Here is a 21,132-nt window from a genome sequence, read left to right on the forward strand (position 1 = left end):
CCTCGTTGTTCTTTTTGTTAGCAGCGCCAAAGGGGTCGCCACAACATAAAGACGACCACCGCAATGTGCAGTGGCCCAATTGTCGCACGGGTCCCTAACCTTCAGCGGTCAGCATAAAGAGTACATTCTCAATTGCAAATACGAAAAGGGCGACCCATTGGATCGCCCTCAACAAAATTTACTTGGTAAAATAAACTATTCTACTTTGGTAATCCGGTCATCAACCACTGGGGTGTAAGCACCACCAAGTTTTACGATATACGCAGCCACAACATCTTCAAGACCTGGGCCATAATCGTAAGCGTTCATGCCGTCCGTCGCGAAGACTTTATATCCGTCGCCACCGCCACGCATATAGTTATTTGACGCAACGCCGTAGGTCGCTTCTTCATCAATTGGTGCGAACGAGCCGTCTTCGCCCATCACAGCAACTGACACAACGCGGCTACCGGCTTCTGCTGATGCACTCCAAGTATATTTGATACCAGCAACTTGTGGGAAACGACCTGCGCCATCTTCAACTTGGCTTAGACCATTTTCCAATGCTGCAATAACGCCAGCACCTTTCAACTCAAATGTTGCAAGCGTGTTTTGGAATGGCAACACCGTTAGAACTTCACCCATAGTGATTTCACCCGCATCAATTGATGCACGTAGACCACCACCATTTTGAATGACAATTTGCACGCCTTGGTCTTTCACCCGATCAAGCATCGCTTCTGTAACAAGCACACCCATCGAGCAAACTTCGGCACGACAAACATTACGGTCACCACTAATAATCGCTGTAGATTCGCCAACAATTTTTGCTTTAATTTCTTCAAGCGGTGCCGCTTGTTCCGCGATCAACGCAACCATTTCAGCAGATTCTGGAACACGAGCATCCAACAACCAAGGCTGGCCTTTTGCTGATGTCACATCGCCATTTTCGTCCCAAGTTACCGTTAGCTCACCCAAATATTTTGAGTATGCATAGGCCTGAACAATTTGAACTGACTTGCCATTTGGCGCTTCAACAACTGTTGGATAGTCATCAAGCAATGTGTGCGAGTGACCGCCAACAATTACGTCGATGCCGTCAACCGCAGCTGCAATCCGTTTATCGCGATTAATGCCAACGTGAGACAGCAGAATAATTTTGTTCACACCATCAGCTTCAAGCTGAGTAACGAGTTTTTTCAAAATATCTTCGGCTTGAATAAACGGAACGTTTTCACCCGGAGATGAAGTTTCCACTGTGTCTTCTGCAAGTACACCAATGATGGCAACTTTCTCGCCGCCAATTTCCTTCACGATATGAGAAGGAATTTTGCCTGCAAGCAATGGCTCATTTGCCAAGTTTGTATTGGCGAACAGAACTGGAAATTCTGCGGCGTCAACAAAGTCAGCTAGCTTTTGTGGGCCATCGTCGAATTCGTGGTTGCCCACTGCCATGGCATCAAAGCCAATCATGTTCATCAGCTTAACAGCCAACGCGCCTTTATATGTTGTATAAAAAAGCGAACCTTGGAACTGGTCACCGGCGTCCAACGTCAAAACATTGTTGCCAGCGCCTTCCAGCGCAGAGCGACGTGTTTCAATCGCCGTCGCAACACGCGCCATGCCGCCAAAACACTTACCACCGGCATTGTCTGCTGCACTACAACCAGAATCATATTTGTTGATCGGTTGAATACGCGAATGCACATCGTTGATGTGTAAAATGCTTAATGTATAATCAGCAAATGCTGGCGCTGAAACGCTGGCCAAAACGGCACCAAGCGCAAGCGCGAGTACTTTTTTCTTCATTTTATGAGCCTCCAAATAAATATAGATCAGTTTCTTATAGAACGCGTTCCATTGCATATTTTTGACAATGTGCGACGAATTTTTGATGCGCCATCCCTCCCACAGGCTCTGGCATCTTCTAAGACTTTATGACAGTTTTGTGACGCTGGCCAGTGGATTTTTAGACCATTTGGACAAGAAATTGATCCGCTAGAACGCTGAAACCAGCAACAGTGCGCCAAATCCAAAAACAACAAATGCGCCAACCAACTCGCCGGTGGCCAGCACTTCACCCCAAATAGTGCCACCAGCCAAAGCCCGTCTTTTTGCAAACCCTTTTGCAAAGACCGCAATTGCCGCCAAAATGGAAACGGTGATCGCCGTTCCAATTCCCATCAAAAATGTTGCAGCAATGCCAGCCAACAACAAACCTTGACTAAGGGCAAAGGCCAAAACCACCAATGCGCCTGAACATGGACGCAACCCAACCGAAATGATCAACCCCAATTGTTCGCGCAGCGATTGCCCTCGGAATTGGCTCGGTTCAGGCGCATGATTACAGCCACAATCTGGGCCATGCTCATGGTCGTGATTGTGATCGTGATCGTGATGATCACCTGAATGTTCGTGGTGGTGGTGAACATGGCCCTTCTTGAACAATTTGCGCCAAATCAACCATGCACCCAACAGCATCACCAAAAAATATGACCCCACAGCCATCCAATGGGCCGCGTCAGACATGGCAAAACTCGTGAGCCGCAACAAGCTGGCCGCTACCAGCACAAAGACAATCGCCACAATTGATTGCACCATTGCAGTTGCAAAGCTCAACAATACGCCATGCCGCCACTCGCTTTCGTTGGCCAGCATATAGGAGGAAATCACGACTTTGCCGTGCCCGGGGCCGGCAGCATGAAAAATGCCATAAAGAAAGCTCAATCCGCCCAATACCCAAAACGCACTGCCATCTTGACGCATTCGTGCCATCGTATCGGTCAATGATCTGTAAAACGCTTTTTGTTGGATATTAATCCAGCCCAAAATGCCAGACTGCTGTCCACCAAAATTCGGCTCTTGCGGCGGCGCGACAAATGGCGAACCCTTTGGCTTTTGCTCAACAACAGGGGTCACCCCTGTCGCCGCACCATCTGCATCGCAGCGCACAATAATCACGTTGGAAAGGTCTTTAACCGCTTGTGCCAATGCGCCAGGCAGTTCCAAAACATCCGTGCCAAGAGCGAACAATTGTTCCTCAATTGCTGGGTCAATCTGCTTTGGGCCATTCACGTCAGCAACGCAAGTGGATGGTGCATTGTCAAAAAACACAGCATCACCCTCAGCAAACTGAAATGCTGAATAGTATTCAGGGTCCGCAACTTCAATTTCGATATCACCTGACGGCGCAAGCGGAGATACCAAATCAACAACAAACGCCAACTTTAAGTTCGTCCCGTCATACTCCATGCGCGCATCACGGCCAGTCTTAAACTCTTGGTCCGCGCCGCCCGCCAAACCGACAACCGAATAATAATTGAAGTCTTTAAGCCCCAGCATATTGTCGTCGGCGAGTTCCTGCAGCTCGTCGCTAGAAACCTGCCCGTCTTCATTCTGATCAAGGCCCTGAATGGCCCAAGCTGAGTAAAGCGCGTCAAATGTCCACGCTTGGCGCAAACCAGAAACTTCCCCTTGATCGTTAAAAGCCACGACAACCTGAGCATCGATGAATATATGCGGGTGCGCATTTGCCCGGTCGGTCATAGCCGCCGCCATCAATACAATAACTAAAACAGCACGCAAAAATGGCATATCATTTCCTTCTGCCCACAAGTCGTTCGTTAAGTCGTTCGTTTCTTGCAGAATTTTCTCAGTTTTGCAAAGCGGGTCAGTTGAAATTAACCGATTAACGATAGTCTAAGACTGGATTTTCCAATGCCTGAACAAATGGGCTAAAAGAAGTTATGGCCAAAAAAACCGAAAATACATTGCTGTTCGCCCTGATCGAAACAGGCGCCCTAAGCCGACAGGCCGCCCTGGCCCCCTTGCGCGAGTTGGGCCTCGCCCCTGGCGATGATGCGATTTTGCTTTGGCTCAACGGCAACAAACAAACTGAATTTTCTGAAATGTTGTTTGAATTGGGTTTGGATAAAGAAACCTTGCGATCCATTTTGTTCCGCTTCCAAAATGCAGGTTTAGTTCACTGCACCCCATCGAAAAGGAGCGATGATTTAGACGTCGCCCTAAGCGAAGGCGGCTTAAATTTGGTTGAAGCCTTAGATCACCATTGGCGAACCCTTGATCGGCAACTACGCGGACAATTGCCGCATAAGAAACGCAAAAAACTCAAACAAGCACTGCATAAATTAGCGGATAGTTTTTGAACTGCGATGTTTGTGGGCACGGAAGTGCGATTGTTGGCCCTTTCGCAGTTTAAAATATCGGCGAATAGAAGTTACGCAAAATATTACTGCCAATGTGTAAAAAGTGAATGGCCAATAGGAACTATTCATCAGTCTAAGAAACACAGTGAATGCGACCAAGCGCATCGTCAGTCGCAATATGTAAATTTGCCAGTTTGAGTCCCAATAGAACACTTCCTCTCTTTTCTTCACTTCGGCGGGCACCCTTACCATTGCAAAAAACAGCGCCGACTCGTAGGTGCCAAATACTAAAAAAAGCCAGACTCCAAGAAATTCAACAGGGCTGAACTCGTCATTAAAAATCTGATTCAGCCAAAGAAAAAATGGTATGCAGCAAACGACCAAAACGTGTGCCCACCACATTTCTTTATGCGTTAAATGCGCCCAAAATAATTCTCTAAATTTCATCTTTTTCATCATCAAATTGATTATAGCCAACCCGCCGCACATAGCCGCGCGTAGCATAAAACGCAAAATATATCGATTGAGTGACAGGTAAAAACACGCCCCACCCCATTGGGGCGCCAACGAGCCAATAAAGCACCGAAATTGTCACCAGATTGACCACATGGTCCAATAGATAAACCGGCCAAGTTGCCTCGACCAAATAACCCCAACTTCGTGATGCGGCTTTCGGATTTACCCCAGCAAGCGCAAAAAAGAAGGCAGGTGACACCGCGAAATAGGAAAAAACCAGCGCCAGCGTGGGAAACCCATTTGCGTCTTGCGCGTAAATTCCGTCACCCGCGCCAAATTTCCACAAAAGGGAAATCCACGCCACAAAGCACAGCAACCACCAATTGGAGCGGTGAAAAAGGTGGGCTGAAAATCGCTGTGAAAACGTCAAACCTTGCCCTCCAATTCGCTGTGACAACTTTAAGATATCGGACTAAAAATAGCTCAAATTGATTTTTAAGCAAATCGTGAATTTGCTTTTGCCAATTTTGCCGACGCGTTAGAGTTGCACAACTGATTTGGTGGAGACCTCTATGTTCAGCCTGCCCATATATTATTTGGACCTATTTGGTGTTGCCATTTTCGCGACCACTGGCGCTTTGGTTGCCAGCCGAAAGCAGCTGGATATTATCAGTTTTGGGCTGTTGGCGACGTTAACTGGTGTAGGCGGCGGTACGGTGCGCGACCTAATTTTGGACCGGCCCGTTTTTTGGATTGTTGACCAAACCTATCTTGCGACCTGTTTGGCCATCGCCTTTGTCGCGTTTTTCACTTCCCACTTAATCCAGCGGCGATACCTAGCTCTTTTATGGCTTGATGCCGTGGGGTTGGCTGCCTATGGCGTTTTAGGTGCCCATATCGCCCACCAGAACGGCGCAGGGTTTTTCGTCGCCATCGCACTTGGCATGATGACAGCAACCTTTGGCGGCATGATCCGCGATGTCGTTTGCGATGAAAATACGCTGATTTTGCAGGATGAGATCTATGCAACCGCTGCGCTATTGGCAGCCGGGGGCTATATCGCCCTCATATATTTGGGCGTCGACCCATTTTACGCCGCCATTGCAGGCACCTTTTTTGGCTTTGCGTTGCGAGCAGGCGGCATTCAACTTGGCTGGCAAATCCCACGCTACAAACCGCGTGAGGGCCGGGAATATTGATCCGCATGCGAAACGCAGCGCCTATTCAATCGACACTGACTTAAACACTACAAAAATTTTATGACCCACCGCCATATCCAGTTCGGCGGCGGTCTTGTTCATAATCCGTGCTCGAACCATTTCGCCTTCGACCCGAACCAAAACATCTGAGTGCGCAATATCAACTTTATCGATGGAGAGAATTTCGCCTGCCAACTGATTGCGTGCGCTGACGCCAGTGAGCCGATCCTTGGCCAGCAACACGTCGCGCGCCCAAATCCGCAATTGCACCTTATCGCCGAGCTTGAGCGACTTTTGCACCAAATCCACTTGCTGTTGCCCAACTGAAACCGTCGCAAGGCCAAAGCGTTGATCAATCCCGGTGACCAATCCAGATAAAATGCTGGTGATGCCATTTTCAAAAAATGAGGGCCCGTCCAATTTTGCCATTGTCGCCGCCAATGGTCCCTGTGCAACAATATGACCTTCTTCAATCGCGATCAAACTGTGGGCCAATTGGGCGGCCTCTTCAATTTGATGCGTGACGTACAGAACCGGAATATTGGCTTGCCCAAATTGGGTCCGAATGAGATCAACCAACTCACTTTTAAGATGCGGATCAATTGCGCTTAGCGGCTCATCAAACAGCATCATCTTTGGCGCACCAAAAAGCGCACGAGCAATCATCACCCGTTGCTTCTCGCCACCAGAAAGGTGCCGGGGGGAACGCCCCAACAGTTGGCCAATGCCGAGCTGATCGGCAATCTCAGCTGCGGGTTTGGGTCCAACTCGTTCCAGGTCGATATTCTGCAATATGTTCAAATGGGGTAAAAGCCTTGGCTCTTGAAACACCATGCCCAATTGCCGCTTTTCTGGCTTGGGGGGCAGAACCTCGCCAGTCAACTTGATCTGTCCGCCTCGCACCTCATCTAGACCTGCAATGGCGCGTAGCAAAGACGTTTTGCCCGCGCCTGACGGGCCGACAATTGCTGTAATACCCGCCTTAGCGGTAAACCGATATTGCGCATTTGGATTGCCGCGTATGCCCTGAACATCGACTTCAAGCATGGCGCAACTTCTGCTCGCCCATTAAACGGTCCTGCAACCATTTGAGCAAATATTCTGATCCCAAAACAGCGATAACCGAAATGCCAATCGAAATCACACTCAACAATAAAACCGTCTGTCCGCCGTCAAAACGTTGCAAGGCCGAATGGATAGCCAATGAGAATGTTTGTGTTTCACCCGGAATGTTCGCAACAAATGTGATCGTTGCACCAAACTCCCCAAGAGCCTTTGCAAACCCCAAAATGCCACCCGCGATAACCCCGGGCAACGACATGGGAAAATAAAGCAATGTAAAACGCTGCCAGCGCGTTCTACCAGCCACGGCCAACGCCTCATCTAAATCTTCGCCAACGCTTTCCAGCGACAGTCGTATGGGCCGCACAATCAGCGGAAGAGCGACAAGTCCGGCGGCCAAGCTGGCCCCAGCTGCATTGAAAGCGAAGGAAACACCAATCGGTTCAAGCAAACGGCCAATCGGGCCGGTAGGCCCGAAGACAAATAAAAGCACCAACCCGGTGACGACAGGTGGCATAACCAATGGCAGCATCAAAAATGCACTGAGCAGTTCACGGCCAAAGAACCGTTTCCGAGCAAGAATATAGGCAAGGCCAAACGCCACAGGCACGGCCCAAGTCAGCGCAAACAATGCGACCCTTAGAGAGAGAAAGATGATGGACCAAATCTCAGCCGACACTATTCACCCTCAATTGGAACAAATTCATTTGCAGCAAACTCATTTGGGACAAACCCATATTGGGCAACTATAGCACGGCCTTCGTCACTGCCAAGAAACTGCTCAAATGCATCAATGTCACGTTTGCCTGAATTTAACTTCACCGACCAATAATGGATAGCAACATGGCTTTGTTCAGGGAAAGAATAGGCAACATTCAGCTTTAAGAGTTGAGCATCCGAAGCATAAACGACGCCATACGGTGCGGCACCGATTTGCACCAGCCGAGCGGCCAAACGCACATTTTCCGTTGGCGCTAATTTATCGGACAGATCTTGCCATATCCCCAAATATTCCAGCGCTTGTTGAGCATAAATACCAGCTGGCACATGATTGGGATCAGCAATGGCCAATCGCTTATTATCCAGCTGTGTGGGTAACGCGTCAATATCTTTAATTGTGGTTGGCTGCTGGCTAACCAACACCAGACTGTTCGAGAACAAGGCCGTCAAATCGCGTTCACCAGCAACCAACTCGGCCCAATCTTTATTGGCTGAGATAAACATATCGGCAGGCGCACCGGCCTTTATTTGCCGTGCAAGACTAGAACTGCCCCCTGTCACGACAACCAATTGATCAATGTTAGAAGCATCAACAAGCGCTTGAACGACGTCGCTCAAACTTGCGGCAACAAAAATATTGGACTTGGCAATGGTCGGTGAAACAATCACCAGCCAAACCAAAAATCCAAATATCAGTCGCCGCAACATGTTCACTATTTGCCGATTTGAGACGCTTCACGTGCCAAGGCTTCGATTTTATCAAAATCACGCGCTTTGATTGCGTCCGCAGGCACAATCCAAGATCCACCAACACAAATAACATTTGGCAAGCTCAAATAGTCCATCGCGTTTTGCGGGCTAACGCCGCCAGTTGGGCAGAATTTGAGATCAGGCAATGGCGAAGAAAAACTTTTGAGCAGCTTTGCGCCGCCCACAGCTTCGGCTGGAAACAGTTTCAAATAGGAATACCCTGCTTCTGAGGCCGCCATTGCCTCAGTCGCTGTTGAAACACCTGGGAGCAACGGCACGTCATATTCCAACGCATCAGCCAACAATTTTGCTGGGGCACCGGGTGAAACCATAAATTGCGCACCTGCTTTTATCGATTGTTCAATGTGGTTTTTATCCCGCACCGTGCCAGAGCCGACAAACGCCCCCTCAACTTTTGCCATTTCTTTGATGATCGTCAACGCGTTGGGCGTGCGCAAAGTCACCTCTAAAGCAGGCAATCCACCTTTTACCAAGGCTTGAGCGAGGGGCAACGCCGCTTCAATGTCATCAAGAACAATAACCGGCACGACAGGTGCTGCGGTTAAAATGGGGGTAAGTTGAGCTACATTCTGGGCCATATTCTGCCTTTCTCCAAAGGGTCACCGCGTGTAATATGCGGAAAAATCGACATTGGTTTGGGCTTTAACACAAAGGGTCAATTGAAATACACAACAAAAATACCTAAGTTCCGCATCGATGATGCTTCTGAAAGGGCGATTTTATGGCGCAATTGATCAACTCGGTGACACAGCTTGATGAGGCTCGTGACGTTTTAAAAGGTCTGTTTGACCTTAAATTCACCAAAGCTGTCGAAAAAGAAACCGCCCCGATCTATGAACGTATCAAAGGCCAAATCCCCGAAATTGAGTGGCAATTTTATGCACCCCTGATTCGTCAAATCAATCAGCTAAAGCGCGAGAAAGATGCCGTCATCTTGGCGCACAACTATCAAACACCACAAATTTATCATGGTGTTGCGGATGTTGTTGGCGACAGTTTGCAATTAGCCATTGAAGCGACAAAGGTTGATCAATCAACGATCATCCAGTGCGGCGTGCATTTCATGGCCGAAACATCAAAACTGCTCAACCCGCAAAAAACAGTTCTTATTCCGGATGCGCGAGCGGGCTGTTCCTTGGCCTCTTCAATCACGGCAGAAGACGTTATGGCCATGCGCGAGCAATATCCCGGCGTGCCCGTTGTCACCTACGTGAACACCTCAGCCGAGGTAAAAGCAGTAACGGACATTTGCTGCACATCTTCCAACGCGCTCGACATTGTTGAAGGGTTGGATAGCGACACGATCATTATGATCCCTGATCAATATTTGGCGCAGAATACAGCCAAAAAGACCAAGAAAAAAATCATCACATGGGCGGGTGCCTGTGAAGTTCATGAAACATTCTCGGCAGCTGATATCGCCGAATTGCGCGAAGCCTATCCAACGGCGAAAATCATTGCCCACCCAGAATGCCCGACCGACGTTATTGATGCGTGTGATTTTTCTGGCTCCACTGCGGGAATGATCAATTGGGTCAAAACCAAAAAGCCAAAAAATGTCGTCATGGTCACCGAATGCTCAATGTCGGACAATGTGGCCGCGGAAACACCGGGCGTTCAGTTCCTTAAGGGCTGTAACATTTGCCCCCACATGAAGCGCATCAATTTGGAAAACATCCTTTGGTCCCTGCATACGGGTACGGAGGAAGTAACCGTTGATCCCGCGATCGCCGAAAAGGCGCGCGGCGCGGTTGAGCGCATGATTGAGTTTGGCAAAGACAAACAAGCCACCAAACGAAAAAATTAAATACTTGTAGGAATTTAAGCGAATTTGAACGCCCTCGGCCAATCTAGCCGAGGGCAATTTTTTAGTGGTCTTCCAAGTGCCCACCGACGGCAACAATTGAAAACGGCTTTCCACCAACCTGTATCGTATCTGCAATCAACAAATTGGATTTGTTGATCAAATGCAAATGTCCCTTGGCCGGATCAACCAACGCTAGATTTGCGCCGGCAAAAGTGAAGGCTGGACGCGCAGCGCTATGTCCACCCTCCATATCAATTGGCGCCATAAGCGCTGTTGATTGAACGATTTTGCCACTCAGCGCGTCAATTTTGTGCAATTTACCATCTGCAGTTAGGGCAAAGGCCATCGCTGCATTTTCAGGATCCAAATATCCAGAAACAAGCTTTGCCTCAAAAGTGAGCGCTGTGAACTGCCCTTCACCTTCAACGTCGATAAAGATCATTTTGTCTTTGCCAAAATTCCCGGCAAAAAATTGAATGTTTTGACCGCCATCAAGTCGGCCAGAACGCCCCTCACCCAACTCTTCCGGGTAAGCAAAGAAACGGGACGTTGTTAAATTCTTCTCGTCGAAAACCAAAATTCCATCAGTACAAGCAAAGGCGATTTTGTCGCCTGACGTGGCCTCGCCATGAAGGCCGTCACACTTATGCGGTTCACCTACAAGCTGCATTTCTTGATCGAGCACGCGGACGGAACTTGGCAAACTGCTGTCGCTGTCTGTTGGCGGCTCACTGATCAGCAAATGATCGTGCAACGGCACCGCGACACCGTGATGGGGCCTTGCGGATATGCCAACATCAACTGAGTATGGCGCTTTATCTTCATCTAGATCGACAAGCTGCACACTACCTGTGCCGTCCATAAATGCTGCGATTGAGTGATCATGAACCACAAAATGCGTTGGTTTATAACCGGTCAGGAACAACCCATTCCATTGCGGTTCGTCCAAATGCATATCTTTATGATCACCATGGTCGTCGTGTCCCAATCCGGTGGTTCCGAAATCAACACGTCCATTGTTGCGTTGCACGGCGAAAACCAATCCGCCATCCGCGCTTTTATACAATCGAGCTGGCGCCAATAATTCATCCCACAGCACCGGCTCTTTGCCACTCTCCAAAACGGAAATCTGTGGCCGTTCATGATCCGCCACAAAAAACCGCCACACATCGCTTTCAGCTTGTGCTGGGAAAGCACTGGAAGCGAAACCAGCAATAGCCAAGATGGCCAAAGCTCGCTGCCCCTTAGAGATTTGTTTCATTACATCACCTTTCATATATACAGTAGAAAGGTAATGTTATAATATTACATCTACCACTAAAGCAAGAACTTTGGTGGATTTTTGCGTCCTGAAATGAAAGGAAACTGTCGCGGCAAAATGAGCCGCGAACAAAGCTAGGCTTTTTTCAAAAACTCAGTCTTAAGCACAATCGTTGATTTGCCAATCCGGCATTCAACTTCAGTGTCTTTGTCCGTCGTGTGAATGTTTTTGATGGCTGTGCCACGCTTCAGCGTTTTCGACATGCCTTTAACCTTCAAGTCCTTGTTGACCTGAACATTGTCACCATCTTCAAGTTCTGCACCATTACAGTCACGTGCGCTCATAAAAAAACCTCGCTCAAAACACTGAGCGAGGCATAAACCAGTTCGACAATTATGTCGCGCAAATTCCTATTCAGGACGACCATTTGGCCAATATTTGTCGCTCCAAGTCACATCAACCCCATAAAGCGGCACGGTGGAAATTGACATTTTGGCTGATCCTTCTGCGACCTCACGGGTATGGGACAAATAGATCAGTGTGTCATTTTTCTTGTCATAAATGCGTTTGACGACAAGCTTTTTCCAAAGGAACGAACGACCTTCTTTAAAGACCTCTTCGCCATTCTTGTCCAAGTCAATCTCACCAATCGTTACAGGACCGGTCACACGACAAGCAATCGACGAGTTGGAAGGATCTTCAAACCAATTGCCTTTTTGCAATCGATCAAGAAAACCACGGTCAAAATACGCAAGATGGCAAGTAACACCGTCAATTTCACGATCTTGAACCGCTTCGATCAATATATCATTACCGACCCAATCCACCCCGATTTTGCCCACTTCATCGGCGTGGGTAGCGAATGTAAACATACACGCAGAAATAAGGGCAACGGTTGCAAAAAACTTTTTCATCTTTTTTAAATCCGGTTTGATTTCACTTGATCTTCAATTGGGAAGTGACGAGCGCATTTACAAGTCTTCACTCAAGATGAATTTAGTTCAAGTCAGCAGGGCAATCTTCATAAAGGCCAGTAATATGCAGCGATTTTGAACACATAATGCCGCCCCACTGATAACCGGTTAGCCCCTCACTATATTCAATTTGGAACCACTCATAATTGTCCATCACGACACCCGACCGTTTTGTTAAAACCACAGGTTCGCCATAGGGAAGGCTGTCAGTTTTATCATAGTCCATGCCCGGGCCAGACCGCACGATACCACCCAAAGAGAAATTGCCCATCGCTGAGACAACGCCATCACTGGAAGCGGTATTCAGTTTATTGTCACTGACCTTGTCGACATTGTTGGCTGTGCAGTTTTTCGGTGCGTCATCGTCTTTCATCAACAGCAGTTCATTCATGCCTTTGCCGTGAACCATCCAATGATGCGGCCCCACAATGACATCTGCGCCAAAGCCGGATGCAACCGGGGTTGGCGTCATTTCAATTTGCTCGCTCTCAAGCATCAAAATGGTGTTCTTGTTCATGTCATTGGGTACGAGCACCTGAATATAGGGCGTCCCCTCGTCGCACACATAAAGTGTGCCGGCGGGCATTGTCTCACCACTCGCAAATGCTGTTCCCGAAAACACCAATGCACCTACCAAACCACCAACGGTGGCACTCATCACCTTAATCATCGTTCCCTCTTCCCTTATCAATCCTTGTCAATTTGCCCTTAAGCCAACTTGCCAGCTCTTTCATTGACCGATCAATAAATGTATCTTGCCGGTCAGCAAAACGAATCTGCCAAAGCAATTAAAATTGGCCCGAAACTTTTCTGAACCGCAATTGAGAAATATCTATGACCATTTATGACAATGTCTTGAATGCAGAAGGCGCGCTAATTGTTGGTGCTGGGCTTGCGGGGTTGTTCTGTGCGCTCAAATTGGCACCTCGCCCGGTCACCGTCTTGTCGCCAAAACCTTTGGGTTTAGGGGCGTCTTCGACATGGGCACAAGGTGGCGTTGCCGCAGCCGTTGGCGAAGGCGATAGCGCAGAAGCACACGCCCGTGACACCGACATTGCAGGCGCTGGCATTGTTGATTTCGAGCTTGCACAATCTGTTGCAGCAGAAGCGGCAGAACGCATAGATGATTTGGCCAAGTGGGGCACCCCCTTTGACCGCGCAGAAGATGGCAGTTTCATTCTGTCAAAAGAAGCGGCGCACTCTGTCAATCGCGTGGTCCGCGTTTCTGGCGACCGGGCCGGACGCGAAATTATGGCAGCCTTGATTGAAGAGGTACGCAATACCCCCTCAATTCGAATTGTTGAAGGCATCACCGCCGTTGATTTAGCCCGTTCAAACGGACGGGTGATCGGCGTTTATGCCCGTAAGTTAGGTGACCGCTATGCAGAGCCGGTATTGATCCGCGCCCGGGCAACGGTTTTGGCTGCTGGCGGGCTCGGTGGCCTTTATGCGGTTACAACCAACCCACCGGGCGTTCGTGGCCACGCCATGGGCATGGCAGCCCGTGCTGGTGCCATCATAGCAGATAGCGAATTTGTTCAATTCCATCCAACGGCAATGGCCGTCGGGCAAGACCCAGCGCCATTGGCGACAGAAGCACTGCGGGGTGAAGGCGCAACATTGCTGAACGATTTGGGCGAGCGTTACATGCTTGATGTTCATGAAGACGCTGAGCTTGCCCCACGCGACGTCGTTGCCCGCGCCAATTTCCGCGAAATTCAGGCGGGACGAAAAATCTTCCTCGATACGCGAGAAGTGCTCGGCGAACGCATTTTAACGGCATTTCCAACCGTCGCCAATTATTGCAAAGAAGCGGGCATTGACCCGGTCGCTGACATGATCCCTGTCACCCCTGCCGCCCATTTCCACATGGGGGGCGTAAAAGTTGACGATCGCGGACGCTCTTCACTCGCCGGGCTTTGGGTCTGCGGGGAAGCATCATGTACAGGACTGCATGGGGCCAACCGGCTTGCATCAAACTCGCTGCTCGAAGCAGTGGTGTTTGGGTCGCGCATTGCCGAAGATATTTCTGGGCTGGAGCCGATCAACACGAGCCTCCCCCCCTATTTAGGCATTGAATGGGATGAAGCCGAGGGTCAAGAAGCCGAGCGGGTGTTGCGCAACCTCGACGCTGTGCAAAAATTACGGCACGTCATGACCAACCATGTGGGTGTGGAGCGTAATGAAGCTGGCCTCAAGCAAGCTTTGCGTGAAATTCGAGAACTAGAAGAAACCGCGAAAGACGTCACCCGATCATTCTTGAACATGACCATTTCTGCGACCTTGGTGGCAGCGGCGGCGCTTGAGCGTACCGAAAGTCGCGGCGGACATTTCAGAACAGATTTCCCTGAAAAAGACCCCGCCTTTAAGGATCACACGACCATGACGTTAACCGACGCACTTAAGATCCGCGCGTCGGTTTAATTCGAATAATCAAATTAGGCGTGGTCTTCGACCGCGCCTTCTTTTTTTATCACATCACGGATTAGCTTTTCGCGATGCTCACGCTCAGCCATGAGCTTCTTTTGAAATCTGCTTTGCACCACATCTACGGCTACCATTACGAACAGTACGAAGTAGAATGTCGATTTTGCCATTGGCAAAACAGGGAACCCAAACAGTTTTAGGTGCGCAAGGTGCCCACCTTCACTGAGCAACAATATCCCGACAAGCAGCAAGATGAACAGACCAAGTACTTGGTACATGCGATTACGTTGCAAAAATTCAGATACATAATCGCTCAACACGATCATCATGATGCCCGATAACACAATCGCGACAGCCATAACCCAGAACTGATCGGTCAACGCGATTGAAGACAGCACACTATCAAATGAGAACACCAAGTTCATCGCCACCAGCCAGAAGATCGTCATCCCAACGCTTCGCTTACGCTTATCGTCATTTGCGTCATGCAAATCATGCACCGAGATCATGTGAAAAATCTCTTGGATTGCCGTATAGATAATGAAACCGCCGCCTATCAAAACGATAAAGGCATGCACGTTCATTTCGGTTTCAATAAAACCAGTCAAACTCAGAACAAAGAATGGTTCTTGAAAAAACTCGATCAACTGCAACAATAAGAACAGCAATACGATACGAAAGATGACCGCAAGGCCAATGCCCATGCGGCGCACAAATTGTTGCTTGGATTTTTCAACCCGTTGAGACTCAAGTGAAATGTACAATAGATTGTCAAAGCCAAGAACGGCTAACAATCCAAACAACATTAAAAGCGTGAACCAGTTTTGTAATGAAAAAAGACTATCCATTTATCTTTCCGCCTATCAAATTAATTTCGAAGAACTAATGCAGATATCCAGCCGCAAACTCAACCCCATAAGAAGAGATTGAGACAACTCAATCAATCTTCATCAAGCAAATAAGCAGCAAGTGCGGATAAATCCTCTGGCGTCCAGTGGGTCAAACTCTCATTGATCACCTCGCCCATGGCGCCGCCAAGCGTATCAAAATCCGGATCAAACCCACCCGTTAACGCATCAACCAGCGTTTCAGCGTCATATCCGCGTTCCTTAAGCGTTGCTGCGTCAATTGCCGGGAAAAATGGTTTGGAACCCGTTGGGGTTCCTTTAAAATGTTGATCTGTTTGCGCTGCGCCAAAAATATTTCTCGGCGTATGGCATGCGCCGCAATGGGCTGGGCCATTGGCCAAATAGGCCCCACGGTTCCAAAGTCCGGATTTAGATATATCGGGTGTAAAGCGCTCTGGGTGGAAAAACAGGCGTTTCCAGCCCTGCATTGAAAGCCTGATATTGAACGGAAATCCAATTGAATGGTCCGCTGCCTTTTGAGCCACCGGCGCGCTGGCCATCAGTGCGACATATAAATCCACCATGTCTTGATCCGACATTTTGGTATAGCTGTCGAACGGGAACGATGGATAAAGATGTTTGTTACCCGGTGAAATCCCGTTGCTCATCGCGTGGGAAAACTCTTCTAGGCTCCAGGCCCCAATTCCGGCTTGCTTATCTGAAGTTATGTTGGGCGGAATAAAATCACCGAACGGGGTTTTAAGTGGCAATCCGCCTGCAAGGTAGGCGCCACCGCCCTCAATATCCGTGTGACACGCGACACATCCGGCAGTCCGAATGACGTAATTGCCGCGCACCACGTCGCCGGTAAGGTTGAGATTTCGCGCTGGCCCATTTACCGGCCAAAAGAAATAGGCAGCCCCAGCAAAGCCGATGACCACCAGTGCGACTAGAAACAAAAACCGACGCTGCATAATATTCTCCCCTTAGGTTGATTATTCACGCAGCGCCATCGCTGTCAAATCCGTTTAAAGCCCAAGCTCCAACAATGTCTGGATTTTTTTGGCACTTGTCTGTGCAACAACACGGCCCAATTCGTCTTTACCTTTAAAAATGACCAACGTGGATCGACGTGGAATTTTGTGCCAAGCTATCACATCGTCTGAAATCGGATTATCCCAATCTACGCGAATAATTTGAACATCTCGGTATCGCGCGTCGGCAGACTGCAAATTGCCCAGCACATTTTCTTGCTGCCGACAGGTCCCACACCAACTCGCATAAAAATCAAGCAAATAGGGTTTTCCGCTTTGCTCAGCTTTTGCTAACACAGCCGGGCTATAATCCACATAGTCGGTAGCACTTGCACTACCAACAACGGACAGCAACAGTGCCATCACGACCGAAAACTTAATCAATATTTGTCGCATCACGACCTCCTAAAAATTCTAAAGACTTACAGACAACTCAATCAACCAAAGCGGTAGATTATCCAGCGCCCAAATTTCAATTATGCGATCAATGTGAAACCAAAGGGCCAATCCAACCAACAACAAGGCAACGCCCATTATAGGCTTTGCATATTGGGAAATAGAATTAAGCGCATCCCGTCTTTGCCCAATTAACTCACGCGACCCGTAACTTAGCGCCAACACAATTGTTGCCGCCCCGAGCGAAAATACAGCCATAATCCCCAGCGCAAATAAATAGCTCTCACCTTGGCTCGCCAGCCCAATCGCGCCGCCCAATGTTGGCCCAATACAGGGTGACCACGCCACACCCAACAGCACGCCTGTTAAGGCTTGTCCAACAAGATTGCTGTCGTCAATTTCATTGATCGTCTTATTGCCGCCAACGGCCAAGCCGCCCGTAACTTTTGAAAACTGACGTTCAAACTGCGGCACTACCAAAATCACCCCAAAGGCAATCATAATGCCAGCACCGAACCGCGAAATCGCGTCTTGGTCCAGCCCAACAGTTTGCGCGACGGTGTAAACAAGAAACCCAACGATGGTAAAAGAGGCAGCAAGACCAACCGCCATCGCCACTGGCCCAAGCCTGTTTTTAGAAACAGACCCAGCCAACACAATAGGCAGCAACGGCAACACGCAAGGGTTGATCAGCGTTAGCAAACCCGCCAAATAGGCAAATACAAAGTCCAGCACTGCACCCTCTTTCAAATCACTATATAAACACTTACAGCATCAAACCAGCGGGTGCTGCTAACCTTTTGTCACAAGCGTGTGAACAAAAAAGGCTGCCCGGTTATCCCGCGCAGCCAATATTCTGATCAGTCATCAATTGCCTAGAACAGCGTTCTTGGCAACCATGTCACAATGCTTGGGAATACCCACAACAAGCCGAGTGCGATCAACTGAATAACGATAAACGGCATCACCCCGGCATAAAGATCGCTGGTCTTGAAATCAGCGGGGGCAACCCCTCGCAAATAGAACAGCGCAAACCCAAAGGGCGGCGTGAGGAAACTTGTTTGCAAGTTAATCGCAATCATAATCCCAAGCCACAATGGATCATAACCAAGCGCAATGAGGATCGGGCCAACAATTGGCACCACAACATAAATGATCTCGATGAAATCAAGGAAAAACCCAAGAAAGAACATCAATATCATCACAAGAAGAAGCGCTGAAAACGCACCGCCCGGCAGGTTGCGCAAGAACTCTGCAATCACATCATCGCCGCCAAAGCCCTTAAAGACCGTCGAAAAAAGGCCCGCTCCGATGATGATCAAAAAGACCATCGAAGACACTTTCACCGTTTCCAAGCCAACTTCTTTGAACAGGGTGAAGCTAAATTTCTTGGCACGCCACGCAAGAACAGCAGCACCCGCTGCACCCACTGCGGCAGATTCTGTTGGTGTTGCGATACCAGCTAAGATTGAACCCAACACCAAAATGATCAACATAAGGGGTGGTGCAACCGCCTGAATGAGTGTTCCAACGCTTGGCGCAGTAACGCTTTCATCTTTCATCGACGGCACATCTTGTGGCCGAATGATGGTCAGGATGAATATCCAAAGCAGATAGAGCCCGACAAGCATTAAGCCAGGGAACAAAGCCCCTGCAAACAAGTCAATTGCGGTTACCGGTTCGGGAGCCAAATTGCCTGTAAGGGCGGCCGCTTCTTCGTTCACACCCTGCAAAATACTCGCAAGCAAAACCAAAACAATAGACGGCGGGATGATCTGCCCCAACGTACCGGACGCGCAAATGATACCGCCAGCAATTTTGGGGTTGTATCCAGCCTTAAGCATCACTGGCAAACTCATCAGGCCCATGGTCACAACGGTCGCGCCAACAATGCCGGTAGACGCAGCAAGCAACGCGCCAACAATAATCACGGAATATCCAAGACCACCGCGAATTTTACCAAACAATTGACCCATCGATTCAAGCAATTGGCCAGCAATATCCGATCGCTGCAATATGACGCCCATATAGACAAACAGCGGCACTGCCACCAACGGCTCGTTTTTCATCAACGAGAATATCCGCGTTGGCGAAAGATTCAAAAATGCGAAATGAAACAGATCAAGTTGATCGCCGAGAAAGGCAAATATGATGGCCGTTCCAGCAAGCGATAACGCCACGGGAAAACCAAGGAGCAACACAAAAATCGTTACCCCGAACATTACAAAAGCTAAGATTTCTGGGGTCATGTGAGCGGCTCATCTTCGTCTTCTACCAAGCGAACACGTTCGCCGGTAATGATTGTGTCTAGCGAACGTAGCGTCATGGACAAAACCTGCAGGCCCAAAAGGATGGCCAACACTGGAATGGCTGCCTTTAAGACATAAAGTGCAGGCAAACCACCTGCTTCCGGAGATGTCTCAAGACGGGAGAATGATCTATAGAAGAAGTCCATCCCGCGCCCATAAATCAGCCACAAAACCGGGGCGGCCAAAAAGATTGAACCGAAAAAATTCACAAATGCTTTGTAGCGATCCGATGCACCCGAATAGATCAAATCGATTCGCACATGCCCATCATGCAAAAGCGTGTATCCCGCGCCGAGCATGAAAACAAATGCGTGCATCCAGATGTAAGTTTCCTGCATCCACACATCGCCATATGAAAAAACATATCGCAAAACAACAACTAAGAAGACATTTAAAACCAGCAGCAGAGCCAGCCAAGACAATACTTGACCCACCATCTCATTGATCCGATCAATGAGCCCAGCCACAAGTCTGATACCATTTATCAGCCCAGACATCGTACTCCCCCCAAAGGATATTTTCCCACTATAGGGTATAATAAAGGCGGGACCAAATGACCCCGCCAATAGGTTTAAACCATCAAAATTTAGACGGTTTTGAAGTTCGCAGAAGTCCGCGCATTCATGAATTTACCTTCAGAAATGCCTGACCATTGAACCATGCCTTCACGCCACTCAACAATTGAGTTGTAAAGTTTGGTTGCTTCTGGTGACTTTTTAGCCAATTCAGCTGTCACTTCAGGTGTACGCTCGCCAATAGCTTGCAACAACTCATCAGAATATGGCTTCAACTGAACGCCATGTTCGTCGACAAGTTTTTTCAATGACGCGTTGTTCACCGCTTGGAAACGGGACAAAATGCCCAAGTTTGTGGCCATCGCCGCTTGCTCAATTGCAGAGCGTTGCGTGTCGGTAAGACCGTCCCATGCGCCTTTATCAAAGAATGAGTCAAGAACCGTAGCTGGCTCGTGCCAACCAGGATAATAGTAGTTCTTTACAACTTTAAAGAAGCCAGCACCCAGATCAGCCGCAGGACCGATCCACTCTGTGCCGTCAATTGCGCCAGATGTTAGAGCTGGAAGCACGTCAGAACCTGGCAGCAAAACAACGTTCACGCCAAAAGTTTTCAACACTTCACCGCCAAGTCCCGGCATACGGAACTTAAGGCCGTCCAAGTCAGCAACGGTGTTGATGTCTTTAGCGAACCAGCCACCCATTTGGTTGCCGGTATTGCCCATTGGCAAGAACTTTAGACCAAGCGGATTGTAGCTTGTTTCGTCAGCAAGCTCGATGCCGCCGCCATAATAGAACCAAGCGTTCTGTTCTTGCGCGTTCAAACCATAAGGCAAAGCCGCCACGAACGAGATCGCATCAGACTTACCGCCCCAATAATATGGTGCGCCAAAGCCCATTTGTGCAGTACCAGACTGCACAGCATCAAGTGCTTCAAGACCACCAACAAGTTCGCCAGAGTGATACATCTTGATCTCAAGGCTACCTTCTGTAAGCGTATTGACCGTCTTACCGAAATTTTCAAGCGCTGCGCCCAAAAGGCCAGCTTTACCAAAAGCCGAAACGCCGACCCATTGCTGGCGACCTTGCGACAATGCTGGCGATGCCAACGTTGCGGCACCGGCGGCACCGGCTACGGTTACACCTGCTTTTTTGAAAAACTCACGTCTTTTCATTCGTTCCTCCCAAATCATTCAAATTCATTGCAGCGG

Annotated in this window: 22 protein-coding genes; 4 read left to right on the top strand and 18 right to left on the bottom strand. The window is 48.9% G+C overall.

From position 1 onward, the window contains the following. Positions 1 to 195: 195 nt before the first annotated feature. Both ACSHWX_RS05795 and ACSHWX_RS05800 read right to left on the bottom strand, forming a co-directional pair. On the bottom strand, positions 196 to 1,788 hold the full coding sequence (locus tag ACSHWX_RS05795) for a bifunctional metallophosphatase/5'-nucleotidase (RefSeq protein ID WP_435667246.1): 1,593 nt from the start codon (positions 1,786 to 1,788) through the stop codon (positions 196 to 198). A gap of 189 nt (positions 1,789 to 1,977) precedes the next feature. Beyond that, positions 1,978 to 3,573 (bottom strand): DUF1007 family protein, encoded by a 1,596-nt coding sequence (locus tag ACSHWX_RS05800; protein WP_435667247.1) that lies wholly within the window; start codon positions 3,571 to 3,573, stop codon positions 1,978 to 1,980. A gap of 152 nt (positions 3,574 to 3,725) precedes the next feature. On the opposite strand from ACSHWX_RS05800, the gene ACSHWX_RS05805 reads away from it, so the two are divergent. Then, a complete protein-coding gene (locus ACSHWX_RS05805; protein ID WP_435667248.1) occupies positions 3,726 to 4,145 on the top strand; it encodes a hypothetical protein in 420 nt (139 codons plus the stop codon). A gap of 436 nt (positions 4,146 to 4,581) precedes the next feature. On the opposite strand, the gene ACSHWX_RS05810 is transcribed toward ACSHWX_RS05805, so the two are convergent. Further along, positions 4,582 to 5,031: a hypothetical protein gene (locus tag ACSHWX_RS05810; RefSeq protein WP_435667249.1), complete on the bottom strand. Its 450-nt coding sequence runs from the start codon at positions 5,029 to 5,031 to the stop codon at positions 4,582 to 4,584. A 142-nt stretch (positions 5,032 to 5,173) separates the two neighbouring features. On the opposite strand from ACSHWX_RS05810, the gene ACSHWX_RS05815 reads away from it, so the two are divergent. After that, on the top strand, positions 5,174 to 5,800 hold the full coding sequence (locus tag ACSHWX_RS05815) for a trimeric intracellular cation channel family protein (RefSeq protein ID WP_435667250.1): 627 nt from the start codon (positions 5,174 to 5,176) through the stop codon (positions 5,798 to 5,800). 21 nt (positions 5,801 to 5,821) lie between these two features. Here the strand turns inward: ACSHWX_RS05815 and ACSHWX_RS05820 are convergent, their stop codons facing one another. Genes ACSHWX_RS05820 through eda form a run of 4 tightly spaced genes read right to left on the bottom strand, consistent with a single transcriptional unit; the run spans position 5,822 to position 8,931 of the window. Continuing rightward, positions 5,822 to 6,847, bottom strand: a complete 1,026-nt coding sequence (locus ACSHWX_RS05820) for a molybdenum ABC transporter ATP-binding protein (protein WP_435667251.1) — start codon at positions 6,845 to 6,847, stop codon at positions 5,822 to 5,824. Beyond that, positions 6,840 to 7,544 (bottom strand): ABC transporter permease subunit, encoded by a 705-nt coding sequence (locus ACSHWX_RS05825; protein WP_435667284.1) that lies wholly within the window; start codon positions 7,542 to 7,544, stop codon positions 6,840 to 6,842. Before ACSHWX_RS05825 ends, ACSHWX_RS05820 begins: the two co-directional genes overlap by 8 nt. After that, entirely contained in the window at positions 7,541 to 8,290 is a 750-nt protein-coding gene (gene modA / locus ACSHWX_RS05830; protein ID WP_435667252.1) for a molybdate ABC transporter substrate-binding protein, read from the bottom strand. The genes ACSHWX_RS05825 and modA overlap by 4 nt, the downstream gene beginning before the upstream one ends. A gap of 5 nt (positions 8,291 to 8,295) precedes the next feature. Beyond that, positions 8,296 to 8,931, bottom strand: coding sequence for a bifunctional 4-hydroxy-2-oxoglutarate aldolase/2-dehydro-3-deoxy-phosphogluconate aldolase (eda, locus tag ACSHWX_RS05835; RefSeq protein ID WP_435667253.1), 636 nt, complete (start codon positions 8,929 to 8,931; stop codon positions 8,296 to 8,298). A 143-nt stretch (positions 8,932 to 9,074) separates the two neighbouring features. Between eda and nadA the strand changes: the two genes are divergently transcribed. Further along, positions 9,075 to 10,160 (top strand): quinolinate synthase NadA, encoded by a 1,086-nt coding sequence (gene nadA / locus ACSHWX_RS05840; protein WP_435667254.1) that lies wholly within the window; start codon positions 9,075 to 9,077, stop codon positions 10,158 to 10,160. Positions 10,161 to 10,221: 61 nt separating this feature from the next. Here nadA and ACSHWX_RS05845 read toward each other — a convergent pair whose 3' ends face one another. The 4 genes from ACSHWX_RS05845 to ACSHWX_RS05860 form a co-directional block, all read right to left on the bottom strand. Then, complete coding sequence (locus ACSHWX_RS05845) at positions 10,222 to 11,421, bottom strand: hypothetical protein (RefSeq protein ID WP_435667255.1); 1,200 nt, start codon at positions 11,419 to 11,421, stop codon at positions 10,222 to 10,224. Positions 11,422 to 11,555: 134 nt separating this feature from the next. Beyond that, the gene (locus ACSHWX_RS05850) at positions 11,556 to 11,765 is read right to left on the bottom strand and encodes a PhnA domain-containing protein (protein ID WP_435667256.1); all 210 of its coding nucleotides are present in this window, start codon (positions 11,763 to 11,765) and stop codon (positions 11,556 to 11,558) included. Between the two features lie 66 nt (positions 11,766 to 11,831). Beyond that, positions 11,832 to 12,335 (bottom strand): CreA family protein, encoded by a 504-nt coding sequence (locus ACSHWX_RS05855; protein WP_435667257.1) that lies wholly within the window; start codon positions 12,333 to 12,335, stop codon positions 11,832 to 11,834. 82 nt (positions 12,336 to 12,417) lie between these two features. After that, on the bottom strand, positions 12,418 to 13,065 hold the full coding sequence (locus tag ACSHWX_RS05860; RefSeq protein ID WP_435667258.1) for an SH3 domain-containing protein: 648 nt from the start codon (positions 13,063 to 13,065) through the stop codon (positions 12,418 to 12,420). 164 nt (positions 13,066 to 13,229) lie between these two features. On the opposite strand from ACSHWX_RS05860, the gene ACSHWX_RS05865 reads away from it, so the two are divergent. Further along, a complete protein-coding gene (locus ACSHWX_RS05865; RefSeq protein ID WP_435667259.1) occupies positions 13,230 to 14,819 on the top strand; it encodes an L-aspartate oxidase in 1,590 nt (529 codons plus the stop codon). Between the two features lie 14 nt (positions 14,820 to 14,833). Here ACSHWX_RS05865 and ACSHWX_RS05870 read toward each other — a convergent pair whose 3' ends face one another. The 7 genes from ACSHWX_RS05870 to ACSHWX_RS05900 all read right to left on the bottom strand — a co-directional run bounded on the left by ACSHWX_RS05870 (position 14,834) and on the right by ACSHWX_RS05900 (position 21,096). Beyond that, entirely contained in the window at positions 14,834 to 15,670 is an 837-nt protein-coding gene (locus ACSHWX_RS05870) for a TerC family protein (protein ID WP_435667260.1), read from the bottom strand. 92 nt (positions 15,671 to 15,762) lie between these two features. Then, the gene (locus ACSHWX_RS05875) at positions 15,763 to 16,644 is read right to left on the bottom strand and encodes a c-type cytochrome (protein ID WP_435667261.1); all 882 of its coding nucleotides are present in this window, start codon (positions 16,642 to 16,644) and stop codon (positions 15,763 to 15,765) included. Positions 16,645 to 16,698: 54 nt separating this feature from the next. After that, entirely contained in the window at positions 16,699 to 17,100 is a 402-nt protein-coding gene (locus tag ACSHWX_RS05880) for a TlpA family protein disulfide reductase (protein ID WP_435667262.1), read from the bottom strand. 18 nt (positions 17,101 to 17,118) lie between these two features. Then, positions 17,119 to 17,835, bottom strand: a complete 717-nt coding sequence (locus ACSHWX_RS05885; RefSeq protein ID WP_435667263.1) for a cytochrome c biogenesis CcdA family protein — start codon at positions 17,833 to 17,835, stop codon at positions 17,119 to 17,121. 140 nt (positions 17,836 to 17,975) lie between these two features. Next, the gene (locus tag ACSHWX_RS05890) at positions 17,976 to 19,349 is read right to left on the bottom strand and encodes a TRAP transporter large permease (protein WP_435667264.1); all 1,374 of its coding nucleotides are present in this window, start codon (positions 19,347 to 19,349) and stop codon (positions 17,976 to 17,978) included. Next, positions 19,346 to 19,906, bottom strand: a complete 561-nt coding sequence (locus tag ACSHWX_RS05895; protein ID WP_435667265.1) for a TRAP transporter small permease subunit — start codon at positions 19,904 to 19,906, stop codon at positions 19,346 to 19,348. Before ACSHWX_RS05895 ends, ACSHWX_RS05890 begins: the two co-directional genes overlap by 4 nt. Positions 19,907 to 19,995: 89 nt before the next feature. Then, the gene (locus ACSHWX_RS05900; RefSeq protein WP_435667266.1) at positions 19,996 to 21,096 is read right to left on the bottom strand and encodes a TRAP transporter substrate-binding protein; all 1,101 of its coding nucleotides are present in this window, start codon (positions 21,094 to 21,096) and stop codon (positions 19,996 to 19,998) included. Positions 21,097 to 21,132: the final 36 nt, after the last annotated feature.

The sequence above is a fragment of the Maritalea sp. genome (assembly GCF_051251695.1).
Taxonomy (GTDB): domain Bacteria; phylum Pseudomonadota; class Alphaproteobacteria; order Rhizobiales; family Devosiaceae; genus Maritalea.